The organism is Comamonas testosteroni, from assembly GCF_000761245.1.
In the GTDB taxonomy this organism is placed as follows: domain Bacteria; phylum Pseudomonadota; class Gammaproteobacteria; order Burkholderiales; family Burkholderiaceae_C; genus Comamonas; species Comamonas testosteroni_C.
Map to the genome: position 1 here is coordinate 62,976 of NZ_AWOR01000032.1, position 22,892 is coordinate 85,867.

Sequence of the window (22,892 nt, forward strand, 5' to 3'; positions counted from 1 at the left end):
GCAGCGGTGCATGCAGAGCGTTAGCCTGCGGCAGCTCCTGGCCGGACTGCGACAGTCTCAGATCAACCCGTGGCGGTCGTTCAAGTGTCAATGACTATGCCTGCTATGCAGCGCTTGCCGGCTGGTGCCCACATGCACGCTAGCCGGATGCATAGAAAGAGGCGCTTGAATAAAAATCGACGAAGCACACCCTGCATCTAGAAAAGGTCAGCCAGCCGCGCGACTATCGTCACTGGAGACATGGCTTTCTATCCGCGTGGAATCCAGCGCACGTCATTCAATGCGGTACAGGCTGCCGAAGCTACCCCCTTGCGCCGCCATGCCGTCGGTGCAAGCAGGCATTGGCAGGCCCTGCCTCCATCCGGCAGCCAAGACCTGCACGTCACTCACAGGATCGGATGCCTTGGCCCGCTCATTGCGGATGCGGCAGGTTTCAGGATCGGTGGCGAACAGCCCGCGCGCGAAGACCCGGCCCTGTTCCGCCAGCCTTGCGGTCTTGGGGGCACGGATTCTCGCAAATACCTGAAAGACGTCGTCCAAGCCGCCGCTTGCGCCATCCAGGCAGCGGGCCAAATGCCACGCATCTTCGAGCGCCTGGCACGCACCTTGCCCCGAAGTCGGTAGCGGCGCATGCGCGGCATCGCCAACCAGCAGGACATTCGCCCTGCTCCATGTATGCAGCGGCTCCAGGTCATGCACCGCAATCAGCCGAATGGCATTGGCGGGCGTGGATCGGATGAGATGTGCGACCGGTTCAGGCCATTTTGCAAACAGGGCCTCGACCTCCTTGCGCATGTCTGCGCTGGGCGTGGCCTCATTGAGCAGCCGTACCTGCGCCGCGGCCCAATACACCAGGTCGGGTCGAATCGGCACGCAACCAAAGCGCTCGCCCGCCCCCCAGAAGTCCTGAATCGCCATCTCGTCCACCAGCGCATGCGGCGCCTGCGCCACGCCGATCCAGTTCACGAAACCCTGGTAGACAGGTGTGTTGTCACCTGCGACAAACTTGCGCGCCACTGACCCCATGCGGCCGTCGGCACCGATTAGCAGATCCGGGCGGATGCTCGCGCCGTTCTCGAAATGGGCCACGGCCTTGCCATTGGCATCCAGCTCGATGGCCACCGCCCGGTATCCGAACTGCACCGGTATCCCGGCCCGGGCTGCGTGATCTAGTAGCACCTCCTGCAAGTGTCTGCGCAGCACCGTGTAGGTTGGGTATCCCATCGTCCGGTCCAGCAAGCCAATATCGAGGCCTCCCAATGCATTTCCCGCAGCATCCTGGCGACGCATTGTCAGCGGCCGACCGCCAATGGCCGCTATGTCTTGCAGCAGCCCCAGTTCTTCCAGCACAAAGCTGGCATTGGGCCACAGCGTCACGCCGGCCCCCATGGTTGCCGGCACCGCACGACGCTCATAGACCCGAGGGTTGTAACCCTGCTTGCGCAGTGCCAGTGCCACGCTCAGGCCCGCAATGCCACCACCAAGTATTCCAATTTCCACGCTGAAGCTCTCCTTGTTCATACGGTGCCCAGTGCACGGTCCACCGCGTCACATCGGGCAAAAGGGCATCTTAAATTTCGCCACTACAGAGAACTAGCATGCAAAATTGGGACGTTTTCATACCTCAAACGGGATAATCAATGCGCAATGCACTCGATCTGAATACCGTACGCGTCTATACGGCGGTTGTTGATGAGCAAAGCTTTGCTGGCGCATCGCGTCTTTTAGCCATTCCCTCATCCAACGTCAGCCGCCACGTCGCGTCACTGGAGCGCAGACTTGGTACACGCCTGCTGGAGCGAAGCACCCGCCACCTGCGCATGACGGAAGCAGGTCGGCTGCTCTACGAACGCGCCAAGCCCTTGCTCGACACCCTGCTCTCTACGCAGGAGGAGCTTGGCGCGGTACAGCGTGAACTGCGTGGCCCTTTGAAAATGTGCATGCCTGGCGAGGCACCAAGGCTGCTGGCCCCCATCCTTGCCGAATTCTGCAGCCTCCATCCAGGCATCGAGCTCGAATGCGATACCCGGATGACCGGACTCGAAGTGCTTCGAGAAGACGTAGACCTTTCCATCGTCTTCCACCGGGGCCATCAGGAGGACAGTGCTTTCATCACCCGTGAACTCGCCACACTGCCAAGCATCGTGGTTGCCGCCCCTTCCTTGCTGGCCAGGACCGGCATGCCACGCCATGTGCGTGAGCTGAAATCCCTGCCCTGCATCACCACCCTCAGTGCGCTGAAGGGCCAGCCCTGGCAGTTTCAGGACGCCGCGGGGGAAATCATCAAGGTGCCGGTCCGCAGCCGCTACCGCGTCAACAGCGGAGAGCTGGCCGTAGCTGGCGCACGGCAAGGCATCGGCTTCGCGATTGTGGCGGCCTATCCCTGCCAGGAAGACCTTGCTACGGGTCGATTGCAGGAAGTGTCACTGGACCTTCGCCCTGCCCCTCTGAAATTGCTGGGGGCCTACAGTCATCGCCATTCAGTGACTGCTCGTGTCCGGGCGCTGCTGGAATTGATACAAGTGCGGTTGGCTGACGCGATTCGCCCTCCCATGGACCCCGGGCCTTGCGGGAAGGTCTAGGATCGAAGTGGGCACAGGGCTCAAAATGGAGTCCTTCGAAGCGCAAGCAGTCGCTTGGTATGACTTTCTCAATGCGCGCTTCTGGCCGATAGTGTGAGCGCTCGGATCTGCCAGGAAGCGGACACCCCGATATGCGGTCCCAGCCGGAGAAGTCGGCTGCCTGCGAAGTCTACAAACTGGTGCTACCGACCTGAGCTAGCGGCCGGCACATTGCCGCGCAGGCAGCGCTATAGGACGTCATAAGCAAGCGTTGCCGATGGCCGAGGTTGCGTCAGCCTTGAGGCATCTGGCTCATGTCCATGAACATGATTTCCCAGATGTGGCCGTCTACGTCCTCGAAGCTGCGGCCATACATGAAGCCGTGGTCTTGAGGAGGGTTCACGTCCGCCTTGCCGCCGTGAGCGGAAGCGGCCTCAACCATGCTGTCGACGGCCTCGCGGTCGTCGGCGCTCAGGCACAACATGACTTCGCTGGCAGCATGGGCGTCGACGATAGGCTTTTGGGTGAACATGGCCCACTTCGGGTGGGTGAGCAGCATCACGTAGATGCTGTCGGAGACGACCATGCAGGCGGCGGTGTCGTCGCTGAACTGCGGGTTGTTGACGGCGCCGATTGCTTCATAGAAGGACTTGGCCTTCGGCAGGTCAGCGACGGGCAGGTTGACGAAGATTTTCTTGGGCATTCGAGACTTTCAAGGTCCGTGTTGAGAGGGAATCTTCAGGCGTTGCCGAGCGACGCCAACAGTTCGTCCACGAGCTGCATGCTGGATGTGAAGCCGTCTTCCAGCCCAGAGTGGCGATAGCATGGTAACCACCGCTTCCCAGTTTCGGAGCGGGTGAACAACCTATTGATACATCCTATCTGGCTGCCTCAGTGTCAGCTAACTGCGTTAGCCGTCGTTCAGGTTTCAAGCTGACAATGGCCACCACCGAAAACCGCCATTGATCTAAGCCAGCTATCGACCCGTTGCGGTCTTTCGCGCCTCGGCTGTGAGTGTCTGCTGTACAGCGATTGCTGCTGCCCAGATGGGCGCTGGACCTGTTGTTAATTATTCAGTAGCGGTCATCTGAACACCGATACTGGTTAATCCAGATCCACTCTTGCTGAGCAAAGCTGCTCGGGTACAAATGCGTCCTCAGCAAAGTCAAAAGTTACTCATTGGGTGGCTGCCGCCTTGCTGGCTCTGCGGGGAACAGTGCTTCTCGTCCACCTTCAATCGGATTCGGGCTGTTGGGATCCGAAGGGTCCATCGGATCAGCTGGGTGTTGCGGTTGCTGTGATGGTCGTGGATTAGCAGGCTGTTCAGGTGACGCTGGCGGCGCGCTGGCAGCAGTGGAGTTCGCAGGGATGACCTTTGGACCTGCGGGTGCCTGCTTATGTTGTTCAGCAATGATTGTCGGCTCAGAGGCCTTGTTCTCTGAGGGCTTGTCGTTAGCGTAATGTTCCGGCTTATTGGATGCGGAATGCTGATTGCCAGTCATAAAAAACTCCTTGAAAGAGCCGCGTCGACAGAGGCGGCTGTTGCAAAGCGCTCACGGCAAGAGCGCTAGAGTACGCGGATCAAATCAGATCCATGGCACGCCGTAATAGTCGTGGACACGCCTTCCGTATTCGTCTGTGTATTCGGGCACAGAGTCCGCTGGATATTTAGGTCCTTGACGCAGTTGGTCCTTGGTTAGAGAAACAACATAGCCCTCCTGATTCGTGTCGTACTTCAACGTGCTCCATGGCAAAGGGTGGCGATCGGCGCCCATACCGAGGAAACCGCCAAACTCCATCACTGCGTAGCGAACCTGGCCTGTTATTTTGTCGATCATCAAGGATTCAATCGAGCCGAGCTTTTCGCCGGTCGGGTTGTATACCTTGGTACCGTCCACCCTGGACGATGAGATGAGACCGGATGTGGTGATCATGGGAACTCCTTAAACGGACCACTGCGAGGCTCAGTGGTTGATGAGAATTTCGACCGGGTTAGCGACGGCTGAGCACCAAGCCAATCAGTGCTCCAACGGCCAGTGCACCGCCAACTGCGCGCCAAGGTGAGTCGTGTATGTAGGCGTCAGCAGCCTCCGCAGCAGCCTTGGAGTCGGAAATCGCATTTGACGACGCGGCTTTCACTTTCTCCAGCGTTGATGCTGCTTTGCTCAATAGCAGTGATGCCGCCGGATCTGTATCACGGCCTTTGGTAGTTAGGACTTCTTTCAAGTCATCTAGCAGTTGACTCAGATCGTTAGAGAGGTCAGCGGCATTCGCTTTTCGAAATCTCATGTGAACTCCTTTCGTGAACATGTGAGGTTCAGAGTAAGCACATGGAATTGGGTTTGCTGTAGGCCGAGCCCGGACCTGGCAATTTGAAATGTGACCTGAGGCAACGACCTCTTCCTCGCTCAAAGTGAGGATAGAAAGCCCTCTTCTTGAACAGGTCGGCACAGCATATGCCCGCCCTGTGGTGGTATCCGATGTTTTGTACAAGCAAACGATTTCAGGCATATCAGTCTTGAATTCGGGAGCCGGACAACATCATCTCGACACTTCATTAACAGCTCCAAACATGTCTTGTCGTATGGACTACACGGCAGTTTTTGTCAGTACACCAGACTGAGCTTTCGAAAGGAGGCGCTTATGAAGCCAAAAGACCGTTTTACGGTGGCCAGCCCCGACGAAGCCAAGGTGAATCTCGCAAAGAAGAGTGATGCGAGGGCACCTGGCAACGAGTCCCAGTTGCCACACGAGCGGGATCAGTCATTGCACGCAACCAGAGTCAATGCCCACCCAGAGATGAAGCAAGCCCACAAGGACCTCAAGAAAGGTCTGGTTGATACAGATGCCAGGGCCAGTGATGGCCGCCCCTTGGCTAGCCGAAGAACGACCTAGCCCGCAGCGTTCTTGTATCGCCGTAACTACACAGGAGATCTCATGCCATATATTGAACTTTCCCAATCCAAATCCAAGCCAGTGCAACTGCACTATCAAGACTTTGGTGATGGTCCGCCCGTTGTGCTCATTCATGGCTGGCCGCTGAGTGGGCGTACCTGGGAGCCTCAGGTTGCCGATCTGGTGGATGCAGGATTCAGAGTCATCGCCTATGACCGGCGCGGCTTTGGCGGCTCTTCTCAGCCTTGGGATGGTTATGACTACGACTCGCTGGCCAGCGACCTCAATGCGCTAATCACGGAACTCACACTAAAGAATGTCTGCTTGGTGGGCTTCTCCATGGGAGGCGGTGAAGTTGCTCGCTACATCGGTACCTACGGCACAGCCTCTATCAGGTGTGCGGTGTTCGCAGCTGCTGTGCCTCCGTTTCTGCTCAAGTGCGAATCGAATCCGCAGGGTGCTGTCTCTGAAGAAGACGTTGTGAAGAAGGAGAAGGCAGTCCTCAAAGACCGTCTGAATTTTCTCGACGAGTTCACACAAAAGTTCTTCTCGAAGTCGGACGGAACCTTGCTAGTCAGTGAAGCACAGCGCGAGTATGCCAAGACGATTGCGGCATTTGCCTCGCCGAAGGGAACCCATGACTGCATTGCGTCTTTCTCGCGCACTGACTTTCGGGATGACCTGAAGAAAATTGATGTGCCCACTCTCATCATTCATGGTGACAGTGACCGCATTGTTCCTCTGGAGGTCAGCGGGGCGAGAACCCATGATGCAGTGAAAGGCAGTGAAATACACATCATCAAGAATGGTCCGCACGGCTGCAACCTCTCGCATGCCGAGGAGTTCAACCGGGCACTGATTGATTTCATAGCGGCTCACTGAGTCTCTTTCCTTGATGCCTTGAAAGGAGTCCGCTTTGATCTCAACCAACCCCTATCGATCCTGCATGGATGAATGCAACGCTTGTGCTGTCGCTTGCGACTCATGCTTGGCCGCTTGTCTCAAAGAAAGTGATGTGCAGATGATGACTCGCTGCATCATGCTTGATACTGACTGCGCAGCGATCTGCCGTCTTGCAGCGTCGTCCATGGCTCGCAACAGTGAGATGGCCAAGCAGATCTGTCGTCTTTGCGCCGAGATTTGTCTGGCATGTGCCAATGAATGTGAGCGGCACGCTCATCAGCACTGTCAAACTTGCGCGCTTGCTTGCAGAAAGTGTGCGGCAGCTTGCGTAGCCTTGATCCATTGATCCGGAGCCAGTAACCACGAAAAAATTGTGCAAGGCTCACAGACTGCGGGCCATCCACAACACTCTGTTTGATGAGCGCCGTGCTGAGCCGGAGTTGCTATCGCTATTGCTATTGCTATTGCTATTGCTATTGCTATTGCTATTGCTATTGCTATTGCTATTGCTATTGCTATTGCTTGGGCTTGGCATTGGCTCTGCCTGAGCCGGATTTTTTCCCGCCGCCAGATTCCTTGTTGACCGTAGCCCAGGCAATCTCTTGGGCCTTTTTTTCACTCGTTCCACGCTTCTCATAACTCTCTTCGATATGCGCAGCTTGGCGTTTTTGCTTGTCCGTGTACTTGGATTTGTCTCCTGTTGGCATGTGTGGCCTCCTTCAAGGCTGAGGCGCCGGCTCTGGGGGAAGCTCGACGGGAGGGACCTCCTGAGGTGGATCGATGGGCTTGGGCTTCGATGGCAGGCCTGGAGGCTGATTCGGATCATTCAGTGGGGGAAGATTGGGGGCATCAGGGCCGGTCGCATTCAAACATTTCATGACCTGTCTCCTTCGATTTCATCCTGACCTTACTGTCACTGCTGGCGTAAGTAAATGGCAGATCATGGTCGGTGACTATCAACGTTACAAAAGACAGGTTTGGTCAGCGACTTCCTACAAAGTGGTTTTTCGTGAGGGTTCATGCTTAAAGCACAGCAAGCAACTGCTTGTTGTTCACTACAACTGAAGGACTAGCGTTATGCAACAGCAAAACAGCCAGCGGAACAACGTGAACCAACAAGACCAAAACACCGCAGATCAGCAAAAGAAGCAGCATGAGCAGCAAGCCCCAAAGCAGCAACAGCCGGGGCAGCCGCAAGATCAGAAGAAGCAGCAACAAGTCAAATAGAGCATGACAACGCGACCAGTGGACATCAAGATGCTTGCCGTTCATGGATGAACAAGCAATATCGGAGTCTTTACTGGCCGCTGCAGATGGGGCAACCTATCAAGAGTCCAAACTTCTATCAGCAACAGTGCAAATGCAATAAGCGGCAACTGGGTGAGGAAACCAAACCATCGCCAAGTACTCAAATGCATTGACTGCAAACGCTGCAAGACTGCTTGATATGACCCCAGGAATTCGCCCGCTACTGCGGGCTTTTTGTTAGGTGCTTTTTCGCTCCTGAAGTCCTCAGGTGCTCTTGCAGGGCTGCAGGCAGAGCATTCCAAGCCTGGCGTTTGAATGAGGTACGCCATCGATAGGCGGATGAACTCTTACTGAAAGATTCGCTTCAACACCGACAAATGTGACATCCGAGTCTAGGCTTCGTCAGCCATGTTCCGTGCACAGTTTTTTCTGCGCAAAGACTGGATAGCCTCTTCAAAAGCTCCTCCTTCTAGATTGGTGTGAACCCACAAACTCATAAGAAAAAGGCGGAGCAGCAAGCTCCGCCTTACGCACTCATCGCGTTAGCTTATTGACCGAATCGCCTCTTGGCATCCGCTACACAAGCATCTTTGGCATCACCGGACAACGGGTCGCAGCGCTCCTTGGCAGCCTTGTAGTCCGCCTCCCTGGTTTTTTCGCTAGCGTCCTTTCTTGCGTTTGCGATGTCACCTGGCTTTGCAGACGGATCTTTGCGAACTTCAGAGACTTTCGCGGACTCAAGTGCCTTCACATGGGCTGCCTTTGCATCCTTTTGACACACATCTTTTGAGTTGCCAGAGAAGTCGTCGCATTTTTCCTTGGCTACTCCGTAGTCAGCATCAGCCTTTGCTTTGGCGACCGCATACTGATTCTTTTCATTAGGTTCGACTTTGTATTTCAGCTCTGCTGTCGATACCTTTTCGACGCCTTTGGCCTGCTCTTCACAGATATCTTTGGCATTGCTCTTCAGGGTTTTGCATTGCTCTTTGGCTGCCTTGTAGTCCGCACTGATCCGGTCCTTTTCTGCCGAGTGTTCGGCGGGAGTCAGTGCGAAAGCTGATGTGGCTAACGCGGTTGCCGCGTAAACAATGGCCAGCTTATGGGTGAACTTCATGACACTTTCCTTTTCAGGTTGTTATCACGATGCCTTCAGACATACGCAATAGATCGTTATCCCACGCAACGGCGGCGATGCCAGGGCGTGCTCCTCTGTTGTGCAGGGCGAACGTTGACTCTAGAACTTGTGAGCCGGTGGCAGCGTCAGGCATACCTAAAAATGAGGGTGGGTTTGCACCTACGCAGGCAATCCGAAAGTCTTGCCGGTTCGAGCACGCGAAGTCATCTGTTGTGTAGAAGGAATGATTCCAACCTCTGTCGAGCAAGGCGAGGAGCGCCTTAAACATTGAATTGCACTTCACCGAGACATATGCGAACTTGTCTCACAGACATGTGTGGCGATGCAATCTACTTTGAACTTACGCGGCTGGCCACCCACTAGCTGGATCTGGCAGTCTTTTTCTGTTTGCCGCATAACTTAGAGGCCCACGTATGACCCAAATTACACAAAGGACGCATGCTCACGCGCAGCTGAAGATTGATACCGAAGCACTAAAAAGAGCCAAGCGCAGCTTAGATGATGGAGCTGTCGTTGAAGAAAAAAGCCCCTGGCGCGAGGACATCATCCGGCTGCTAAATGACTCGCTGGCTACCGAGCTGGTCTGCGTTCTCCGCTACAAGCGTCACCACTTCACGGCAACCGGACTGTCCTCACCAGCTATTGCAGATGAATTTCTCGTGCACGCTAACGAGGAGCAGACCCATGCCGATCGAATAGCTGCGCGCATTGTTCAGCTAGGTGGCGAGCCTGACTTTAATCCCGCTTCCCTTGTTGACCGTAGTCACGCTGACTACGATGAGCAGCTCGATCTGCACTCAATGATTCGGGCGAACCTCGTTGCTGAACGTGTCGCTATCGAGGTCTACACACAGATGATTGCCTTGATCGGAGATAAAGATCACACCACCCGCCGTCTGATTGAGCAGATCCTTGAACAGGAGCAGGAACATGCTGATGAGCTATCCGATTGGATGCACAAATAGCAGATCGAGATATTCGCGCATCATGCTGGACTGACTTTCCTGGCCTCAAAGGCAATCAGCAGCTAGCCAGCACGGTGACTGAGGTTTGCGTTGCATCGAATCCTTTTCATCGAATGACTGCTGCTGATATCAGAAGTCATCAAGCCATTAGAGCTTGATGAATGGTTTCAGCTAAATGCCGTCGCTCGGGAGTCAGCGCCGGCCGACCGATCCTGGCCGATCTGCGACTGTCGCAGACCGCCAAGGACTAAATCTAGCCGATGGCCTTCAGTGATGCTGTCATTGACTGCGCACAACGGAAGCGACTTCACAATCAGTCTTCTTTCCATGAAATCGATTCGAGTTTTGCACCAGCATTCTCAAAGAAAAATGCGAATGCCTCATAGCACTGCTTGACGTCAATACACCACGCGAGAGGATACTCATCGCGTTGCCCGTTCGCGAGACGGTACTCCACTGTGGTCTCGCAATCGGCACCTGACCGGGAAGAGAACCCACTATCTCCTTCTTGCCGCAGATACATAAGCAACGCATGGCCGCCATTTCGAAGCATGCAGAGTGAAGGACCATAGGAAAATATGGCCCACAGCTCAAATTCCGGCGTTTCGTCGTATCGACTAAGCAGCCGACGCATGCTCTCGGTCGATGTCACCAGTTGGGATTCGCCATTGAAATCAAAGGTAATCATCTAGTCGCCATTAGGTGCTATGCATCAAATATTAATGAATTCAACTCTACGTGTGAACGACGCCTTCTGGCCGGTAGCGTGAGTGCACAGAGGAGCCAAGAAGCAGACATCCCAGTCCCGGTACGCGAGTCCCGCAAATAAGTCAGCCGTATGCGAGGTCCACGAACTGGCTCCACTGGCCAGGAGGCGACAGTCGACTTCAAAAAGGACTTCTGCGCAGAAATAAGCACCGTCACCTAGGATGGTCGGCCAAGGTCCAGCTGCCGGCAGTTGCCCCAACAATTGAGGCATCGCCGCCACCGCATCGCTGGCGTTGTTGGAGGTGACACAGATGGCTCGCACCTGCAATGCCTGGGCATCGATCCCTATATGCAGCTTGCGCCATTGACGCCGACGTTCCGCGCCATGCTTTTGCACTTCCATTCTCCTTCGCTCAGGAACTTGATGACAGTGGAGTCGAGCAGCCAGTTCAGTCCACCCGAACTGGAGTGATACACCACTTGTACATTCAGACAGCGTTGTTTGCGACATGGCGCACTCAAGTCTGAAACAAGCCATGGCAGACCAGACAAAGCCAACAGCGATTGCACAAAGCCGGCCAAGCTCAGCAGTTTCTTGATGGGCAGGCAGCCGCGCGCCTTGAGCGCAGCGTTGTACGATTTCCAGCTGTTTGTGCGGCAGCAGGGCTTGAATGCAGGGACTGATTAATCGTCCAAGGCTGCCGACGGCAAATAGCAATTTATGCAACAACGCCACACGAAGCCAAACAGATTCTCGATAGTCAGAGAAAGCGTCTGCCACCTGTGAGTACGCGCTGCATGGCTTTCAGCGCAGCGCTTGCGATGCCACAACAGTCTCAGCTGTACATGGACCCATGAAGCCAAGTGACGATTTACACGAGACACTAGGCCTGCAGAAATATTCAAGTGACAAATAAAAAGTTGTCAATTAATTCCAGCGAGGTCGATGGAGTATTCCCAATTCAATGTCAAATTAAAGAAAATTGATAGCACTTTCTCAGGTAGCCAGAATCGCGCGCAGAGTCAAATCTCAAGTCTTCTGAAGTGAATTAAGCCGAGCTGAGTTCAGAGTGGATAGTTCTTGCACCGAAATGTATTTCACAGGTTTGGAGATTCCGCCTATGTCATTTCCCTCTCGCTCGCTGACTTCACACTTTCGGCCGCAACGCCACGCACTGGCGTTGGAGCCACGCATCCTATTCGACGGTGCAGTTGCGACTGCAGCCACCGAACCCCAACACCCCCATCCTGACCAGGCAGATGATGCCTCTTCTCACTCAACGCAGGTTGAAGCTCGCGTGGTCGACGATCGTGCAGCGTCGAGCGCACGCAGCCTGCTGGTGCTGGATGCTCGCCTGGAAAACAAGGAACAACTGCTGAATCAACTTCCGGGCAATGTCACTGCGATTGTGGTCAACAGCGGCGAAGACGGGCTGGCGGCGATTTCCGCAGCGCTGGCACAACTGGGTCAGGTGGACTCGATCCAGGTGCTCTCTCATGGTGCAGCCGGACAATTCACCTTGGGAAACCGCACAGTCAGCGCCGAAAACATTGGCCAGCTCGGCCAAAACCTGCAGCAATGGAGAGAACATCTGAGCGCCGGGGCCGACATCCAGCTCTACGGCTGCAGCGTCGGCGCGGGCGAGGCCGGCAAGATCCTGGTTAGCGAGCTTGCGCGCTGGACCGGGGCGGATGTGGCGGCCTCGAACAACGACACGGGCAACAGCGCCGCTGGTGGGGACTGGAACCTGGAAACCCGGGTCGGCGACATCGACAAGAGCATCGCCCTGAGTGCTGCAGCCCTCGCCAACTTCGACGGACTGCTGGCCGATGCCGCGCCCACTGTCAGCCTGGGCAGTGGCGGCAGCGACGTGCTGCTGGGCGACAACTTCACGTTCACGGTGAACTTCAGCAACAGCTCCGGTCAGATCGGCTACGCACCGTTCATCAATTTGTTCATGCCCAGCACTGGCAAGGACGGCGACGACGGCGTGCAGTTCATCTCCGCCAGCTACCTGGGTCAGAATCTGGTGACCCACGTGGTCACCTTCGACGCTTCCGGCAACGCCACCCACCCGCTGGCCAAGGACGCCACCGGCAACGCCCTGCGCATCAACGCCACCAGCTTCGGCCTGCGTGCCGGCGACCAACTGGTCGTGGTGGAGCTGCCGTTCGCCAGCGTCTCCACCAACCAGCCGGTGATACCGGTGCAGATCACCGCCAGTCTGAGCAACCTGGCCGACACCAACTTCTCCAACGGCAGCCCCGACCTGACCATCCGCGCCAGCGGTGGCTTCCAGTTCGGCAACGACGCCCTGGACAATCCGATCAACGACCCGAGCCTGATCGGCAGCGCTTCGTCGGCCTTCGTCGTGCATCCCACGGTCATCACCATGGATCAGACGCTGACCACACCGGAGGGGGAAACGGCAACGGGACCCAACTACGGCCGCACACTGACCGTCACCGTGACCCCGGCGCCGGGCCAGACCCTGACCCACGTGGTAGTCACCCAGCCGCTGCCGGACAACGTCCAGGTCACCGCCATCACCCCCGGTGCCGGCGGACGCCTGACCTCCATCACGCTGCACGACGGCACTGTGGTCACCGACCCCACCGCCATCGCCGCGCTGATCGCCGCCGACGACATCTTCATCAGCAGCTTCAGCGTCGAGTACGACAGCCTCGCTGCCGCCACCGATACGGTGGTCAATTTCTACGTACCCGAGACCGACGCCAACGGCGCCCAGGTCCTCGATCCGGTCACCGGCGCGCCGCGCACCATCACCGTCGGCGCGCCCACCGCGGCCGGCGAATGGGTACCGCTTGATCCACGCGACGTGACCACGCCCGGCGACGTCATCGACTTCACCGGCACCGGGCGGCCCACCGACTTCATCGCCAAGTCCATCACCCTGCTCAAAGAGGTGAGCCTGCAGACCGATATCGGCCAGACCGGCATCAGCCCCGGCGACACCCTGCGCTACAACCTGACCCTGGCGATTTCCGACTACTTCGCCTTTGGCCGCGACTTCTTCAACGAAGGCCAGTTGATCGTCCGCGACCTGCTCAGCGACGGCCAGAGGCTCAGCGGCACCCCTACCATTACCGTGACCCTGGCTGGCGTGCCGCAGACCATCGCGTTGGTCACCAGCGTGGTGACCAACGCCGACGGCAGCACCTCGATGGCCTTCGATATCGCCCAGTCGATGCGCGATGCCTTCGCCGACCTGCGCGGCTGGCTCAATGGCGACCTGGCCTTCGACGACCGCCGTGAAGGCGCGGTGCTGGCGGTGCTCAGCTATTCCGCCGTGGTCGGCCAGGCCTACACGCCACCGGCCGGCTCGCCGCACAACGAGATCAACGAAGGCGACGAACTGGGCAACAGCGCCATCGTCGAAGGCACGCTGCTGCACGACATCTTCAACCTCACCGGGCAAAGCCAGACCGACGACTCCACCAGCACCAGCGTGATCCCGACCAGCACCGTCGATATCGAACTGGTGGAAGTGAACAACGGCACGCCGCCGGCCAACGGCGAGCTGCGTCCGGGCGATGAAGTCACTTTCGAAATGAGCTACGACCTGGTCACCGGCGACTACGAGCAGTTCAAGCTGACGGCATATCTGCCGCTGCCATTGTTCAACGTGTCCGGGGTCAACTGGAGCGTCGGCGACAACGCCGGACAATGGCAGATCGGAGCCGGCAACACCAACGCCGGCAACGTGGTCAGCGTCACCAGCGGCATCGGCAACTCCATCGTCTTCGACTTCGGCAGCCACGTGACCCCCGACACCACCGGCAGCCGCATCGTCGTGCGCTTCACCCTGACCGTGGGCGACCAGCCGTTCGCCGACCACCGCTCACTGGACGTGCTGGCCCAGTCCAGCCAGCAGACCACCCTCACCGACCGCACCCTGATTTCTTCCGACGTGGCGGTGATCGCGTCCATCGCCGAGCCCGTGCTGGCGATCAAGCACGGCGTGGTGTCGTCTTCCAACGGCAGCGTGACCAACACCACCGGCAGCTGGAACGCGCCGGGCAGCAGCGGCCGGCCGTTCAACGGCAGCGTCACCGACCTTGCTGCCGTGGACGGCAATGTCAGCGGCATCGATGGAGGAGATCGTCTGCGCCTGGTGACCGCAATCGAGAACAGCGGCGGCGGCGGTGCCTGGGATGTCACCACCAGCATCAGCCTGCCCAGCGGGCTGAGCTTTGTCGGCGGCAGTCTGGCTGCCGCCAACCTGCAGATCTACCGCGGCGATGGCACTCTTCTGGTAGCAGGCACGGACTACCGCGTCTTGGGCCAGCAGATCACCTTTCTTGACGCGGGCGGCCAAGCCACCCTGCTTGCAGGGCGCGCAGGCACTGCTGCCGACGCCAGCGGCGCCAATCTGGTGGTGATCAGCTACGACGTCGTGGTCAGCGACAGCATCACGGCCGGGCGCAGCCTGCAAAGCAGCGCGACCCTGAGCAACTACGCCAGCGTCAACAACGGCAGCGACTTCACCCCGGTGGACCTCACGGACGTGGCCGACCAGCAGATCGCAGCGCCAGTGATCAGCAAGACCTTCGCCGATGGCAGCCTCGACAACGGCGACTCCAGCGCCAGCCACACCACGGGCAGCGACCTGGTGGTGGGCGAGAGCATGCGCTACGACATCCTCATCACCCTGCCCGAAGGCACCACCCAGACCCTGCGCATCGAAGACCTGATTCCGCCCGGCCTGCGCCTGGACACCAGCTTCAACAATGGCCTGGGCTACCAGCTCATCACCACCCGTACCGGTAGCGGCGCCCTGGTGGCGGACTTTGCCGGCAGTGTCAGCGTCAGCGCCTTCGCGGGCCAGGGCGGCGCCCTCGGTGCCGACGGCGCCGACGCCCGCTGGACCTTCAGCGCCGCCGGAGCCACCGCCGACAACCGCACCGACAACAACAGCTTCGTGATCCGCGTGCAGTTGGTGGCCAGCAACGTCATCGGCAACCAGGCCAACAAATCGCTTCAAAACAGCGCTCAGCTGTTCTACAGCGACCCCGACGGCAACACGCCCAACGGCAACACCGCCGAAGACCGCACCGTTGCCCTGAGCGGCGGCCAGCCCACCGTGACCCTGCGCGAGCCGACGCTCCAGATCAGCCAGGTGCTTACCTCCTCCGCCGGACAAGGCGGCTACGACCAGGGCGACGTGGTGACCTTCACCATCACCCTGCGCAATGGCAGCGGCAGTACCGATTTCGACGCCTTCGACATCAGCCTGCTGGATAACCTGCCCAGCCAGTTGAACAACGTCACCCTCACCGGCGTGCTCTACCAGAACGGTGCCACCAACAATGGCGGGGTGGATTTCGAGATTGTCGGCGGTCAGCTGCGCACCGCCAGCGGCGCCAATATCGACATCGCCAAGGGCGGCAGCATCGTTCTCAGCCTGAGCGGCGTGGTCAACGCCACGGCGGCCTCGCAAGCCTCGTTCAGCAACCTCGCCGAGGTGCAGTGGACCAGCCTCAACGGCAGCAACAGCGGCGAGCGCACCGGCGTCGACGGCCAGCTCAACAGCGGCCTGCTCAACGACTACCGCAACCTGTCGCTGCTGACCATTCCGGTGGCCCAGGCCATCCAGATCTCCCGTGTGGGCGGGCTCTCCGACACGCCTGCGCCCTCGCCCACCACCGCGCCGCAGGAGTCGGTGACCATCGGCGAGGTGATCCGCTACCGCGTGGTGGTGGTGGTACCCGAGGGCAACAACCCCAACTACTCGGTGCAGGTGACCCTCGCCAACGGCCTGCAGTTCATCAGCCCGGACGCCCTGAGCAACGCCCTGCGCATCGCCTTTATCTCCAACGGAGGGCTGAGCAGCGACGCCAACCTGATCGTCGGCGGCACCCTCGATATCGACGGCAACGAACACAGCCCCGAGGCCCTGCCGATCACGCCGGGCCTCACCGGTCTTTCGCCCCGGGGCGTACTCGACCCGACCCGGGTCAGCGTGGTGACCAACGCCGACGGCAGCCAGGTGGTGACCTTCAACCTCGGCAATGTGGTCAACGGCAACGGCTTCGACGAAGACCTCGAAAGCGTGGTGCTGGAGTTCAACGTGCGGGTAGCCAACCAGGCCAGCAATGCGGTCGGCGTCGCTCTGGGCGTGCAGGCCACCGAGCATGTCAACGGCATCACCCGGGCGGTCAGCGATACCGTGCTGGAACGCATCGTCGAGCCGTACTTCACCGATTTCGACAAACAGATCGTCAACTTCGACCCCAACCCCGGCGGCAGCACCGGCACCGCCACGGTACAGATCAGTTTCACCCAGAGCGGTGGCCTGCCGGCCTACGACGCGCAACTGCGCGACAGCTTTGCCGGCGCCACCGACTACCGCCTGTTCAGCCTGAGCATCAACGGCGTCAGCTACGGTCCCGGCAACCTGCCGGCTGGCGTGAGCTTCAGCAACAGTGGCGGCATCAGTGTCGATTTCACCCAGCTCAATGTCGGCGACAAGGTCAGCGTGCAGTACCAGGTCACCCTGACCAACGCGGCAGTCACCGCCAGCAGCGACGCCACCCTGACCTGGACCAGCTTGCCGCAAAGCTTTACCGGCTGGGGCGGCTCGGCCGTGGGTGTCGACGGCACGGTCACTGGCGAGCGCACCGGCAGCGGCGTCGGGCCGAACCAGTACATACTGCGTGACCGCGCGGGCCTGGGCATCATCAGCGGCACTCTGTGGAACGACACGGCCTCGGCCACGGGCAGCACCACCCCCGACGGCCCGGGCCTGGCCGGCCAGACCGTGACCCTGACCTGGGCCGGCATCGACGGCCGCCTCGACACCACGGCCGACAACCTGCAATTCACCACCGTCACCGATGCCAACGGCCGCTACCACTTCGGCATCTTGCCGCTTGGCGTATACCGCATTGATGCACCGGCCGGCCTGGTCAGCTATCCCCAGCCCATAGGCGATCTGCGCGTACGCATAGACAGCGATGGAGGCACTCTCGGGCAAATCATCATCAGCCTGCAGGATGCCGACAGCCAAAGCGCCGACGCCGGCTATGTCGAGCAGAACGACGCGCCGGTCAACAGCCTGCCGGGCACTCAGAACGGCTTCGAGGATGTGCCGCTGGCGATCGGCGGCATCAGCGTCTCCGACATCGACGCCAACCGCAATCCGGAGGTGGCCGGGCGCGCCATCAGCGTCACCCTCAGCGTGCTGCATGGCACCCTGTCGGTGGCCAGCAGCCTGCCCGGCGTCACGGTCAGCGGTGCCAACAGCGCCAGCCTGACCCTCACCGGCAACCTCGCCGACCTCAACAGCGTGCTCGCCAGCCTGCACTACCTGGGCAACGCCAACTTCAACGGCACCGACACCCTCACCGTGGTCAGCAACGACCGCGGCAACTGGGGCGATGCCAATGGTGACGGCATCCCCGGCACCTCAGCCGACGCTCTCACCGATACCGACAGCCTGCAGATCATCCTCGCCCCGGTGAACGATGCGCCGATCGCAGTGGACGACAGCATCACCGCCGTGGAAGCCGGCGGCACCTTCAACAGCATTGACGGCGTCGACCCGCGCGGCAACCTGCTGAGCAACGACACCGACGTCGATATCGCCACCAACGCCGACCGCCTGCGGGTGATCTCCGTCGGCCCGGTCAACGGCGCGACCAGTACCTTGCCGGACATCGGCGTGGTGGTGATCACCGGCCAGTACGGCGACCTGATCGTCGGCAGCAACGGCTCCTACCAGTACCGGGTGGACAACAACAACCCGGCAGTGCAGGCCCTGCGCCTGGCCGGGCAGACCCTCACCGACCGCTTCGACTACGTGGTCAGCGACCTGGCCGGCGCCACCGACGGCGCCACCCTCACCGTGACCATCCAGGGCGCCAACGACACCCCGGTGGCGGTGGACGACGAAGGAATCGCTGTCGAGGCCGGCGGTGTGAACAACGGCACGCCGGGCAGCGATGCCACGGGCAACGTGCTGGACAACGACACCGACGTCGACAGCGTTGCCAATGGCGAGACCAAGAGCGTCAGCGGCATCCGCCATGCCCCCGAGGTCAATCCCGGCGCCTTCACCACGGTGACCGGCACCACCAGCATCGACGGCCTCTACGGCAGCCTGACCATCAACCCCGATGGCAGCTACCGCTACATGGTCAACAACGGCAACCTCACGGTGCAGCGCCTGAGCGCCGGCCAGCAACTGAGCGAAGTGTTCAGCTACCGGGTGACCGATGCCGGCGGCCTCGACGATGTGGCGCAACTGCGCATCACCATCCAGGGCGCCAACGACAACCCGGTGGCCAGCAACGACTACGCCAGCGCCCAGGCCGCCACCTCAAACGGCAATGCCGCCGAGAGCAACCCGGCCGGCAACGTCATCCTGTTCCCCAGCCGCCCCGGCAGCATCAACCAGCCCGGAGGCAACGGCGTCGATACCGACGTCGATGAAGTCGACCGCCCCGGCAACAAGCTGCACGTCGACGGTGTGATCAACAAAAGCGAGGCCACCTACGACCCGCAAACCGACGTATTGATCGCCGTGCCTCCGGGCAGCAGCCTGGTCGGCGGCGTGGTGGTGACGGGCCTTTACGGCCAGTTGGTGCTGGGTGCCGACGGCTCCTACACCTACGACGTCGACAGCACCAACGCCATCGTCCGGAGCCTGGCCGCCGGCCAGACCGTCACCGAATACTTCACCTACCGCGTGGTGGACACCGCCGGGCTCACCGACACCGCGCAACTGGTGATCACCGTGCACGGCGTCAACGATCCGCCCGTGGCGCAAAACACCATCGTCGTCGCTGTCGAGGCCGGTGGCGTGGACAACCTGACCCCGGGCCTTAACCCCAGCGGCGATGTCACCGCCGTGACCCATGACCCCGAGGGCGATCTGCTCAGCGTGGTGCAGATCAAGTCCGGCGGGATCAACGAGCCGGGCACGGCCATCGGCGTGGCACCGGGCGGTACCACGGTGTCCGGCAGCTACGGCAGCCTGACCATCCGCCCTGACGGCACCTACACCTACGTGCTGAACAACGATCACCCGGACGTGCAGGCCCTGCGGATTGCCAGCGACCTGCTGCTGGAGCGCTTCACCTACACCCAGGCCGACGACGGCTCGCCATCGCAGTTCGACTCAGGCGAAATCATCGTGATCATCAGCGGGCGCAATGACGCCCCGGTGGCCAACGACGACAGCGCCACCGCCATCGAGGCCGGCGGCCTGAACAACGGCGTTGCGGGGGTCGATCCGCGCGGCAACGTGCTGGACAACGACACCGACGTGGACGGCGGCGAAGTGCCGGGTGACCTGCCCCACTACGACTACGGCGAAACCCGCGCCGTGTCCTCGGTGCGCACCGGCAGCGAAAGCGACACGGGCACCGCCGGCACCCTCGGCCAGGAACTGCGCGGCAACTACGGCTGGCTGACCCTCAACGCCGACGGCAGCTACAGCTACCGCCTGGACAACGCCATGGCCGCCGTCCAGGCCATGCGCGACGGCGACACCCTGCGCGACGACTTCAGCTACACCGTGATCGACGCCGCCGGCGCCGAAGACCGTGCCACCCTGACCATCAACATCCAGGGACGCAACGACACCCCGGTGGCGCACAACGACACCGCCATCGCCGTCGAGGCCGGCGGCCTGAACAACGGCACCCTCGGCACCAACCCCACCGGCAACGTGCTGGCCAACGATATCGACGTCGATGGCAACGATGTGCTGCAAGTCACCGGCGTGCGCCAGAGCGGCAACATCGGCAGCGTCGGCACGCCGTTCAAAGGCCTCTACGGCACCCTGACCCTGGATATCAACGGCAACTACAGCTACGTGGTCGACAACGACAACCCGCTGGTGCAGTCGCTGCGCACCAATGCCGAGATCCTGCGCGAGGTCTTCACCTACCAGATCCGCGACATAGCAGGCGCCACCAGCTCGGCGACCCTGACCGTGGTCATCCGCGGGGCCAACGACAACCCGGTTGCGGTGGACGACACCGCCGTCGCCGTCGAGGCCGGCGGCAGCTTCAACGGCACGACGGGCGTCAACCCCACCGGCAACGTGCTGAACAACGACCGCGATGTGGATGCCAACGACAGCAAGACCGTCACCGACATCCGCACCGGCACCGAAGCGGCCGGCGGCGCCTTCATCAGCCTTGGCGGCGCGCAGAGCCTCACCGGCCTGTACGGCACCCTGACCCTCAATGCCAACGGCAGCTACAGCTACGTCATCAACAACGACCTGGCGGCGGTTCAGGCGCTCAAGGCCGGCGACAGCCTGGTGGAAACCTTCACCTACCGCATGCGCGACACTGCGGGCGCCGCCGACGTCGCACAGCTGAGCATCCGCATCGATGGTGCCTGGGACGCCCCCGTGGCCCGTGACGATGCGGCCGTGGCAGTGGCCGACAACGGCGGCAACAACGGCGTCAACCCGACCCGTAACGCCCTGGAAAACGACAGCGATGTGGACCAGGGCGATGTGCTGCAGATCACCGGCATCCGTTTCGGCACAGAAGATGCCGGCGGCAGCCTAGCCGACGTCAACTCCGGCACGGACAGCAGCAACGGCACTTTGATTGACGGTCTTTATGGCCAGCTCATCATCGGCGCCGACGGCAGCTACACCTATATTGTCGATTCGGACAATCCACAGGTACGCGCCCTCGGCCCGCAGGACTTCCTCAACGAACGCTTCACCTACCGGGTCACCGACCGTGGCGGCCTCAGCGACCTGGCGGAGATCCACATCATTGTCAGAGGCCGCAACGATGCGCCAACCGGCGTCAACGACCATGCCACCGCCATCGAGGCCGGCGGGGTCAACAACGGCACGCCGGGCCTGAACCCGAGTGGCAACGTGCTGACCAACGACACCGATCCGGAATCCGATCCGCTGCACGTGATCGGCGTGCGCACCGGTGCACTGAACGAGAGCGGCACCGTCGGCAGCCTAGGCACTGTGTTGCGCGGGCAGTACGGCGACCTGCTGCTCAACGCCGACGGCACCTGGGTCTACACCCTCGACAACAGCCTGCCCGAAGTGCAGGCCCTGCGGGTAAGCGGCCAGACCCTGAGCGAGGTGTTCAGCTACACCCTGGCCGACCGCTGGGACGACACCAGCCAGGCCGAGCTGCACATCACCATTGACGGGCGCAACGACACCCCGGTGGCCCGCGACGACAGCGGCACTGCCGTCGAGGCTGGCGGGGTCGACAACGGCACGCTGGGCAGCGATGCCACCGGCAACGTGCTGGACAACGACACCGACGTCGACAGCATCGCCAACGGCGAGACCAAACAGGTCGTCAGCGTGCGCAACGAAGACGGCCAGTCGGCGAACACCGGGCAAGTGCTGATCGGCCGCTACGGCCAACTGCTGCTCAACGCCGACGGCAGCTACACCTACACCGTCGACAACGGCAACCCGCTGGTCCAGGCCCTGCGCACGCCAGCCGAGACCTTGCGCGAAACCTTCACCTACCGGATGCGCGATACCGCCGGCGCCACTGCCGATGCCCGTCTGACCATCATCATCCAGGGAGCCAATGACGCCCCTGTGGCACGCGACGACAGCAATGTCGCCAGTGACCAGGTCCAGGCGCCACAGACCAAGGGAAATGTGCTTCCCAACGACAGCGACGTCGATGGCGGCGATTCCCTGCAGGTATCGGCGATCCGCACGGGGCCGGAATCGGGCAGCGGCAGGCCTGGCGTGGTCGGTCAGCCAATCAAGGGCCAGTACGGCACCCTGGTCCTCAATGCCGATGGCAGCTATAGCTACAGCATTGATCTGAGCAATCCCGAGGTTCTCGCGGCAGCGGGGCTTGGCCGGATACTGCACGACAGCTTCACCTACACGGTGCAGGATCTGGCGGGCGCCACAGATCAGGCCGAGCTGGTGATCACCCTGGATATCTCTTCGCCCTTCATCCCTGCCCCCGGAGAGGAACACTATCCCTATCAACCCAGCCATCGCGACCCCAACCCGCAGCTGTTCGACCGCGATCCCGCAATCTTCATCACTCCAGTGGTGCAGCGCGATTCGGAAGAGCAAAAGCTCTCGCAATGGGCCTCGGGAGGCAGTCGGATGGCACTGGCTGCGGTCATGATGCAGCAAAGCGGCTCCGTGGGCGCCGGCCTGGGTCTGATTCCTGGCCAGTTCGTCGCTCAATCGGTGCGCGAGAGCCGCGTCGCCAGCGACCAGGATCTGGCCTGGATCCTGGGCCGCGAAGGTCGAACCGGACTCAATGCCGATGGCCTGCTGCGCGATCCGTCGGTCTTTGTTGCCGATGCCCGCGACATGACTCAGAACCCATCCCATGCAGCGCCCCAGCCCGAACAACGCGCAGCATCACACCCTGCTCGCGGCTTCAGTGCGCAGTTGCGCAATGCCGCCGAGCGCCTGCACAAGGGACGCCGCCCATGATCTTGAACCCCGCTTTTGGTGACCGAAAAGGATT

General features: G+C 60.5%; 14 protein-coding genes and 1 pseudogene. 6 read left to right on the forward strand and 9 right to left on the reverse strand.

Annotated elements, in window-relative coordinates; genetic code table 11:
• Window positions 1-273 precede the first annotated feature (273 nt).
• Window positions 274-1,500 carry an FAD-dependent monooxygenase gene (locus P353_RS07010; protein WP_034367395.1) on the reverse strand — a complete coding sequence of 409 codons (1,227 nt, stop codon included), beginning with the start codon at window positions 1,498-1,500 and terminating at the stop codon, window positions 274-276.
• 140 nt (window positions 1,501-1,640) lie between these two features.
• Here P353_RS07010 and P353_RS07015 point away from each other — a divergent pair, with 140 nt between their 5' ends.
• Window positions 1,641-2,582, forward strand: a complete 942-nt coding sequence (locus P353_RS07015) for a LysR family transcriptional regulator (RefSeq protein ID WP_034367234.1) — start codon at window positions 1,641-1,643, stop codon at window positions 2,580-2,582.
• Between the two features lie 271 nt (window positions 2,583-2,853).
• On the opposite strand, the gene P353_RS07020 is transcribed toward P353_RS07015, so the two are convergent.
• From P353_RS07020 to P353_RS07030, 3 genes are all read right to left on the reverse strand, one after another.
• Window positions 2,854-3,264: a VOC family protein gene (locus P353_RS07020; RefSeq protein ID WP_034367237.1), complete on the reverse strand. Its 411-nt coding sequence runs from the start codon at window positions 3,262-3,264 to the stop codon at window positions 2,854-2,856.
• Between the two features lie 883 nt (window positions 3,265-4,147).
• A complete protein-coding gene (locus P353_RS07025; RefSeq protein WP_034367239.1) occupies window positions 4,148-4,495 on the reverse strand; it encodes a PRC-barrel domain-containing protein in 348 nt (115 codons plus the stop codon).
• A gap of 58 nt (window positions 4,496-4,553) precedes the next feature.
• Complete coding sequence (locus P353_RS07030; protein ID WP_034367398.1) at window positions 4,554-4,850, reverse strand: DUF883 family protein; 297 nt, start codon at window positions 4,848-4,850, stop codon at window positions 4,554-4,556.
• Window positions 4,851-5,204: 354 nt separating this feature from the next.
• Here P353_RS07030 and P353_RS07035 point away from each other — a divergent pair, with 354 nt between their 5' ends.
• The 3 genes from P353_RS07035 (at window position 5,205) to P353_RS30305 (ending at window position 6,705) form a co-directional block, all read left to right on the forward strand.
• Window positions 5,205-5,456, forward strand: coding sequence for a hypothetical protein (locus P353_RS07035; protein WP_034367242.1), 252 nt, complete (start codon window positions 5,205-5,207; stop codon window positions 5,454-5,456).
• A gap of 42 nt (window positions 5,457-5,498) precedes the next feature.
• Window positions 5,499-6,338 (forward strand): alpha/beta fold hydrolase, encoded by an 840-nt coding sequence (locus P353_RS07040; RefSeq protein WP_034367245.1) that lies wholly within the window; start codon window positions 5,499-5,501, stop codon window positions 6,336-6,338.
• Window positions 6,339-6,561: 223 nt separating this feature from the next.
• Window positions 6,562-6,705: a four-helix bundle copper-binding protein gene (locus P353_RS30305; RefSeq protein WP_420093377.1), complete on the forward strand. Its 144-nt coding sequence runs from the start codon at window positions 6,562-6,564 to the stop codon at window positions 6,703-6,705.
• A 169-nt stretch (window positions 6,706-6,874) separates the two neighbouring features.
• On the opposite strand, the gene P353_RS07045 is transcribed toward P353_RS30305, so the two are convergent.
• The 3 genes from P353_RS07045 to P353_RS07055 all read right to left on the reverse strand — a co-directional run bounded on the left by P353_RS07045 (window position 6,875) and on the right by P353_RS07055 (window position 8,721).
• Complete coding sequence (locus P353_RS07045; protein ID WP_034367249.1) at window positions 6,875-7,066, reverse strand: hypothetical protein; 192 nt, start codon at window positions 7,064-7,066, stop codon at window positions 6,875-6,877.
• 316 nt (window positions 7,067-7,382) lie between these two features.
• Window positions 7,383-7,631 carry a hypothetical protein gene (locus P353_RS29070; RefSeq protein ID WP_157839537.1) on the reverse strand — a complete coding sequence of 83 codons (249 nt, stop codon included), beginning with the start codon at window positions 7,629-7,631 and terminating at the stop codon, window positions 7,383-7,385.
• 523 nt (window positions 7,632-8,154) lie between these two features.
• The gene (locus tag P353_RS07055; RefSeq protein WP_034367252.1) at window positions 8,155-8,721 is read right to left on the reverse strand and encodes a hypothetical protein; all 567 of its coding nucleotides are present in this window, start codon (window positions 8,719-8,721) and stop codon (window positions 8,155-8,157) included.
• A 434-nt stretch (window positions 8,722-9,155) separates the two neighbouring features.
• Between P353_RS07055 and P353_RS07060 the strand changes: the two genes are divergently transcribed.
• On the forward strand, window positions 9,156-9,707 hold the full coding sequence (locus tag P353_RS07060; RefSeq protein WP_034367254.1) for a ferritin-like domain-containing protein: 552 nt from the start codon (window positions 9,156-9,158) through the stop codon (window positions 9,705-9,707).
• A gap of 313 nt (window positions 9,708-10,020) precedes the next feature.
• Here P353_RS07060 and P353_RS07065 read toward each other — a convergent pair whose 3' ends face one another.
• Together P353_RS07065 and P353_RS27900 are read right to left on the reverse strand one after the other, a co-directional pair.
• On the reverse strand, window positions 10,021-10,395 hold the full coding sequence (locus P353_RS07065; protein WP_034367258.1) for an Imm1 family immunity protein: 375 nt from the start codon (window positions 10,393-10,395) through the stop codon (window positions 10,021-10,023).
• 222 nt (window positions 10,396-10,617) lie between these two features.
• Window positions 10,618-11,096 (reverse strand): annotated as a pseudogene (locus P353_RS27900) (transposase); the annotation flags it as partial.
• A gap of 617 nt (window positions 11,097-11,713) precedes the next feature.
• Between P353_RS27900 and P353_RS07075 the strand changes: the two are divergent.
• Window positions 11,714-22,858, forward strand: coding sequence for a VCBS domain-containing protein (locus P353_RS07075; protein WP_198529034.1), 11,145 nt, complete (start codon window positions 11,714-11,716; stop codon window positions 22,856-22,858).
• The last annotated feature ends 34 nt before the right edge of the window (window positions 22,859-22,892 follow it).

What these genes read in the sequence shown, in the direction of transcription:
- P353_RS07015 (WP_034367234.1), top strand. Translation starts at nt 1,641, where the DNA reads ATGCGCAATGCACTCGATCTGAATACCGTACGCGTCTATACGGCGGTT.
- P353_RS07020 (WP_034367237.1), bottom strand. Translation starts at nt 3,264, where the DNA reads ATGCCCAAGAAAATCTTCGTCAACCTGCCCGTCGCTGACCTGCCGAAG.
- P353_RS07025 (WP_034367239.1), bottom strand. Translation starts at nt 4,495, where the DNA reads ATGATCACCACATCCGGTCTCATCTCATCGTCCAGGGTGGACGGTACC.
- P353_RS07030 (WP_034367398.1), bottom strand. Translation starts at nt 4,850, where the DNA reads ATGAGATTTCGAAAAGCGAATGCCGCTGACCTCTCTAACGATCTGAGT.
- P353_RS07035 (WP_034367242.1), top strand. Translation starts at nt 5,205, where the DNA reads ATGAAGCCAAAAGACCGTTTTACGGTGGCCAGCCCCGACGAAGCCAAG.
- P353_RS07040 (WP_034367245.1), top strand. Translation starts at nt 5,499, where the DNA reads ATGCCATATATTGAACTTTCCCAATCCAAATCCAAGCCAGTGCAACTG.
- P353_RS30305 (WP_420093377.1), top strand. Translation starts at nt 6,562, where the DNA reads ATGGCCAAGCAGATCTGTCGTCTTTGCGCCGAGATTTGTCTGGCATGT.
- P353_RS07045 (WP_034367249.1), bottom strand. Translation starts at nt 7,066, where the DNA reads ATGCCAACAGGAGACAAATCCAAGTACACGGACAAGCAAAAACGCCAA.
- P353_RS29070 (WP_157839537.1), bottom strand. Translation starts at nt 7,631, where the DNA reads ATGAACGGCAAGCATCTTGATGTCCACTGGTCGCGTTGTCATGCTCTA.
- P353_RS07055 (WP_034367252.1), bottom strand. Translation starts at nt 8,721, where the DNA reads ATGAAGTTCACCCATAAGCTGGCCATTGTTTACGCGGCAACCGCGTTA.
- P353_RS07060 (WP_034367254.1), top strand. Translation starts at nt 9,156, where the DNA reads ATGACCCAAATTACACAAAGGACGCATGCTCACGCGCAGCTGAAGATT.
- P353_RS07065 (WP_034367258.1), bottom strand. Translation starts at nt 10,395, where the DNA reads ATGATTACCTTTGATTTCAATGGCGAATCCCAACTGGTGACATCGACC.